We start from the raw sequence: 4807 nt of genomic DNA, 5'->3' as shown, positions 1-4807 counted from the left end.
GCTAGCTCAAACAGCTGGAAGAACACTCGCTTAATCAGAGGAATGACTTTGTTGCACTTGACTTGACAATTGGGGATCAATATAGATTTCAAAATTTTATCTTCAAAAAAATAATTTTCTAGCTCATAATAATCATAATAAAATATTCCTTCATCTTCTCTCTGTGAAGAGCAAATATAATCGTAATCTCTGTCTAAAAGAACTTTAATTTCTTGGTTACTTTTATTCCTGTCATAATATTGCAGTGCCCAATCTTTTCCTGAATAACTATTACCCTCTATCATGTTTGCTGAACGTATAGAAAAATCTACTTTTATACGTTTTAAATACAAATAATTATCAAGAACCTCTTTATCTGTAATCCCCTCAACAATCAATACCTTCTCTGGCTTTGGGAAATCAAAAAAGTCTTCTGCAATATCATCAATTTCTATAATTTCAGGGATAGCACTACCGATTTTGATTGTATCAACACTCATTTGCTTCCTGCTTTCTAACAATCAAAGAATCTACTTCTAGTTTATTAAGTATGTACGGAGAGTGAGTCGCTGATAAAATTTTAATGTTACTTTTCTTTAAAAGATTTTTTAAGAGTTTATTTTGCCATTTAACATGAAGTGACAATTCAGGTTCATCAATTATAATCAAAGAAGGGGTATTCTTTGGAAGTTCAATCGCTGAATATACTAAAAAAGTTATTAATTGTTTTTCACCAGTAGAAAAATCATTAAACTTATCGATGCCTGCTCCTTCTTTAAAAAAATAAAATTCATTTAATTCTGTTTTATTCAACTTTAATTTATTCCCGGAAAAATCCAATAGATTCTCTTGAATATATTTATAATTTTCTAACTCTGAAGCCATTGTTTCATTAAATGATAGGTAAGATTCTTGTAATTTTTGAAACACTTGCATCATTGGTAATGACATAAAAAGATCTAAAACCTTGTCCATTTCTTCATGGTCTTTAGGTTTATTTTTTTTAATCTTATTAAAGAATTTCAATTTTTCTTCAAATTGTTCTGATATTTCTACTAGTTGTTTATTAGAAATTTCTAAATTTAAACTATCATTAATACTTGTTAACTGTTCCAAAATTTTTGTTTGCATCAAGAGTTCAGGTGATTTGAATTTAAGAGCATCCTCTTTCATACCTAGTATGCTATTTTTAGCGAAATCTCTTAAAAGAATATCAAGATTATTTGATGAAATTTCATTTAATGTCCTTGAATATTCTCTAAGTATATCTTCAATATCTGTATTTGAGATACCAATTACCCTTCTATCTATGTCTCCAAATGATGTGAACTTACGAAGTCCATCCCTCTTGAAATATTTCATCATTGAAGTATCATATAAATTTGAGAAATATGACTCAATATCCAAATCTATACGTCTATATGTTGGGAAGTATAGTAAAGATTTATTGATTTCTGTAATATTAGGCTTAAATTCATTTTCATTAATCGCTGCCAATAACTCTATTATAGTACTTTTATCTTCTAAAAAATAAAATAAATTATCATTTCTATCTTCTTGGTATAATATTTTATTGCTACGTTTAATACTGTTTACAATAATGTTATTGTATAAATTTGAAGAAATTTCAATTTTTAAATTTTTATTTTTAATCTTATATCTGATGATTAATTGTTTTAAGATATCGTTTTTTTTGAGTTCAATATTAATTTCATTCATAAATTCAAATTCAGATTGAAATTTAATATTAATCTTATCAAACTTCATTTTGATTAGTGTAGGATAATTACCGACTAATACATTATAGATTATATTTAAAATCGTAGTTTTACCATTACCATTGTCTCCGGTAATTATTACTGATCTCTTAGAAAAATCAATATTAATATCTTCTTTATCAAATAGATTTTTTATAGTAACTTTTTTTAACATTGTATCTCCATTTATCAAAACACGGCATTCCGCCGTGTTTCTATGTTTATTTCACGAGTTTCTTCATCTCATCAATACGCGCTATTGTCGCGTCGTATTTAGCTTGGTAGTCGGCTTGTTTGTCGCGTTCTTTTTGGACGACTTCTGGTTTGGCATTGGCTACGAAGCGTTCGTTAGAGAGCTTCTTACCGACCATATCCAGTTCTTTTTGCCATTTAGCTAGTTCCTTGTCGAGACGAGCCAGTTCTTCTTCGACATTGAGGAGGTCTGCCAGTGGCAGGTAGATTTCTGCTCCTGTGATGACGCTTGACATTGCGAGTTCAGGTGCAGGGATGTTTGATGCGATTTCCAAGTGTTCTGGATTTGTGAAGCGTTTGATGTAGTTGACATTGCTGTTAAAGAAGGCTTCCAAGTCGCTATCGCTAGTCTTAACAAGAATCGTGATTGGCTTGCTTGGTGCTACGTTTACTTCCGCACGCGCATTCCGAACGGCACGGATCAAGTCTTTGAGGCTTTCCACACCAGTGTGAGCTGCAAGGTCTTCAAAGGCTGGGTTGACAGTTGGGTATGTTGCTGTAACGATAGAACCTTCTGAGATTTGTCCAAAGATTTCCTCTGTCACGAATGGCATGATTGGGTGAAGGAGACGAAGGATCTTGTCCAAAGTGTAAAGGAGAACAGAACGTGTGATAACTTTCTCTTCTTCGTTGTCGCTATAAAGAACTTCCTTGGTCAACTCAACATACCAGTCCGCAAACTCATCCCAGATGAAGTTGTAGAGGATGTGGCCAGCTACACCAAACTCAAACTTATCAAAGTTCTCAGTGACTTTGCCGATAGTTTCATTGAGGTTGTGGAGAATCCAGCGGTCTGTGACATTTCCAGCTTCCTTGTTAACCACTTTTTCCACATTAGCCGTTGCTTGCTCAAGGGTCAAGCCTTCATTGTTCATGAGGATGTAGCGAGAGATGTTCCAGATCTTGTTAATAAAGTTCCATGAAGCATCCATTTTCTCGTAAGAGAAGCGCACGTCTTGCCCTGGTGCAGAACCGTTTGAAAGGAACCAACGAAGGGCATCGGCACCGTATTTCTCGATAACATCCATTGGGTCAATCCCGTTACCGAGTGATTTAGACATCTTGCGTCCTTGCTCGTCACGAATGAGACCGTGGATAAGCACGTTTTGGAATGGCTGACGGCCCGTGAATTCCAAGGATTGGAAGATCATACGAGACACCCAGAAGAAGATGATGTCGTAACCTGTTACCAAGGTTGAAGTTGGGAAGTAACGTTTGAAGTCTGCTGAGTCGACATCAGGCCAGCCCATAGTTGAGAATGGCCAAAGGGCAGAACTGAACCAAGTATCCAAGACGTCTTCGTCCTGAGTCCATCCGTCGCCTTCTGGAGCTTCTTCACCGACGTACATTTCACCCTCAGCATTGTACCAAGCAGGGATTTGGTGACCCCACCAGAGCTGACGAGAAATAACCCAATCGTGGACATTTTCCATCCATTGAAGGAAGGTATCGTTGAAACGAGGTGGGTAGAATTCTACCTTATCGTCTGTATCTTGGTTGGCAATAGCATTCTTAGCCAATTGGTCCATCTTGACGAACCATTGCGTAGACAAACGTGGCTCAACCACGACACCTGTACGCTCTGAGTGACCAACACTGTGGACACGTTTTTCGATTTTAACGAGGGCACCGATTTCTTCCAACTTAGCAACGACTGCCTTACGAGCTTCAAAACGGTCCATGCCTGCAAATTCGAAGGCCAAGTCGTTCATAGTTCCGTCGTCGTTCATGACGTTGACTTGTGGCAAGTTGTGACGTTGACCAACCAAGAAGTCGTTTGGATCGTGGGCAGGTGTGATTTTCACGACACCAGTACCAAACTCAGGATCTGCGTGCTCATCACCAACGATCGGGATCAGTTTGTTAGCAATAGGAAGGACTACGTTTTGACCAATCAAGTCCTTGTAGCGTGGGTCTTCTGGATTGACTGCAACCGCAACGTCCCCAAACATGGTCTCAGGACGAGTTGTCGCAACTTCAAGGGCGCGTGAGCCGTCTTCCAGCATGTAGTTCATGTGGTAGAAGGCACCTTCGACGTCCTTGTGGATCACCTCAATATCAGAAAGGGCTGTGCGAGCTGCTGGGTCCCAGTTGATGATAAACTCACCACGGTAGATCCAGCCTTTCTTGTAAAGGTCCACAAAGACCTTGCGAACCGCTTTCGACAAACCTTCATCAAGAGTGAAACGCTCACGAGAGTAGTCCACAGAGAGACCCATCTTGCCCCATTGTTCCTTGATGGTAGTGGCATATTCGTCTTTCCATTCCCAGACCTTGTCAAGGAATTTTTCACGACCGAGGTCATAACGCGTAATGCCCTCACCACGCAAGCGCTCCTCAACCTTAGCCTGAGTCGCAATCCCCGCGTGGTCCATCCCTGGAAGCCAAAGCGTATCAAAACCTTGCATGCGTTTTTGACGGATGATGATATCTTGCAAAGTCGTATCCCAAGCGTGACCAAGGTGAAGTTTCCCTGTAACGTTTGGTGGTGGAATAACGATTGAGTAAGGCTTAGCCTTTTGATCGCCTGAAGGCTTGAAAACATCAGCGTCAAGCCATTTTTGGTAACGACCAGCCTCAACCTCGGCTGGATTGTATTTAGGTGAAAGTTCTTTCATTTTAGTTCTCCTTTGTTCTGTTATTCTAAAACTGTAAAAATTGCATCTTTATAATCGATCTTTAGTCTAGAATCGATATTTGGTATAAACACATGTATAGATTTAATCGTTACAAAATTAGAATATTTCCCCAATTGTCAAGTCAAGTGCAACAAAGTCATTCCTCTGATTAAGCGAGTGTTCTTCCAGCTGTTTGAGCTA

3 protein-coding genes are annotated in these 4807 nt (G+C 38.4%); all 3 read right to left on the bottom strand.

Going from position 1 to position 4807, the window contains the following annotated elements:
* Positions 1 to 479 (bottom strand): hypothetical protein (locus tag K1J10_RS10030; RefSeq protein WP_223357217.1); only part of this gene is annotated, 479 nt, incomplete at its 3' end.
* Complete coding sequence (locus K1J10_RS10025) at positions 469 to 1911, bottom strand: AAA family ATPase (RefSeq protein WP_195324423.1); 1443 nt, start codon at positions 1909 to 1911, stop codon at positions 469 to 471. The genes K1J10_RS10030 and K1J10_RS10025, both read right to left, overlap by 11 nt.
* 46 nt (positions 1912 to 1957) lie before the next feature.
* Complete coding sequence (locus K1J10_RS10020) at positions 1958 to 4606, bottom strand: valine--tRNA ligase (RefSeq protein ID WP_223357215.1); 2649 nt, start codon at positions 4604 to 4606, stop codon at positions 1958 to 1960.
* Between the last annotated feature and the right edge of the window lie 201 nt (positions 4607 to 4807).

It is taken from the genome of Streptococcus australis, assembly GCF_019930045.1.
GTDB lineage: Bacteria > Bacillota > Bacilli > Lactobacillales > Streptococcaceae > Streptococcus > Streptococcus australis_D.
This window is presented reverse-complemented; position numbering and strand designations above follow the sequence as displayed.

Excerpts from the sequence above, each read along its gene's own strand:
- K1J10_RS10025 (WP_195324423.1), bottom strand. The coding sequence starts at position 1,911 with ATGTTAAAAAAAGTTACTATAAAAAATCTATTTGATAAAGAAGATATT.
- K1J10_RS10020 (WP_223357215.1), bottom strand. The coding sequence starts at position 4,606 with ATGAAAGAACTTTCACCTAAATACAATCCAGCCGAGGTTGAGGCTGGT.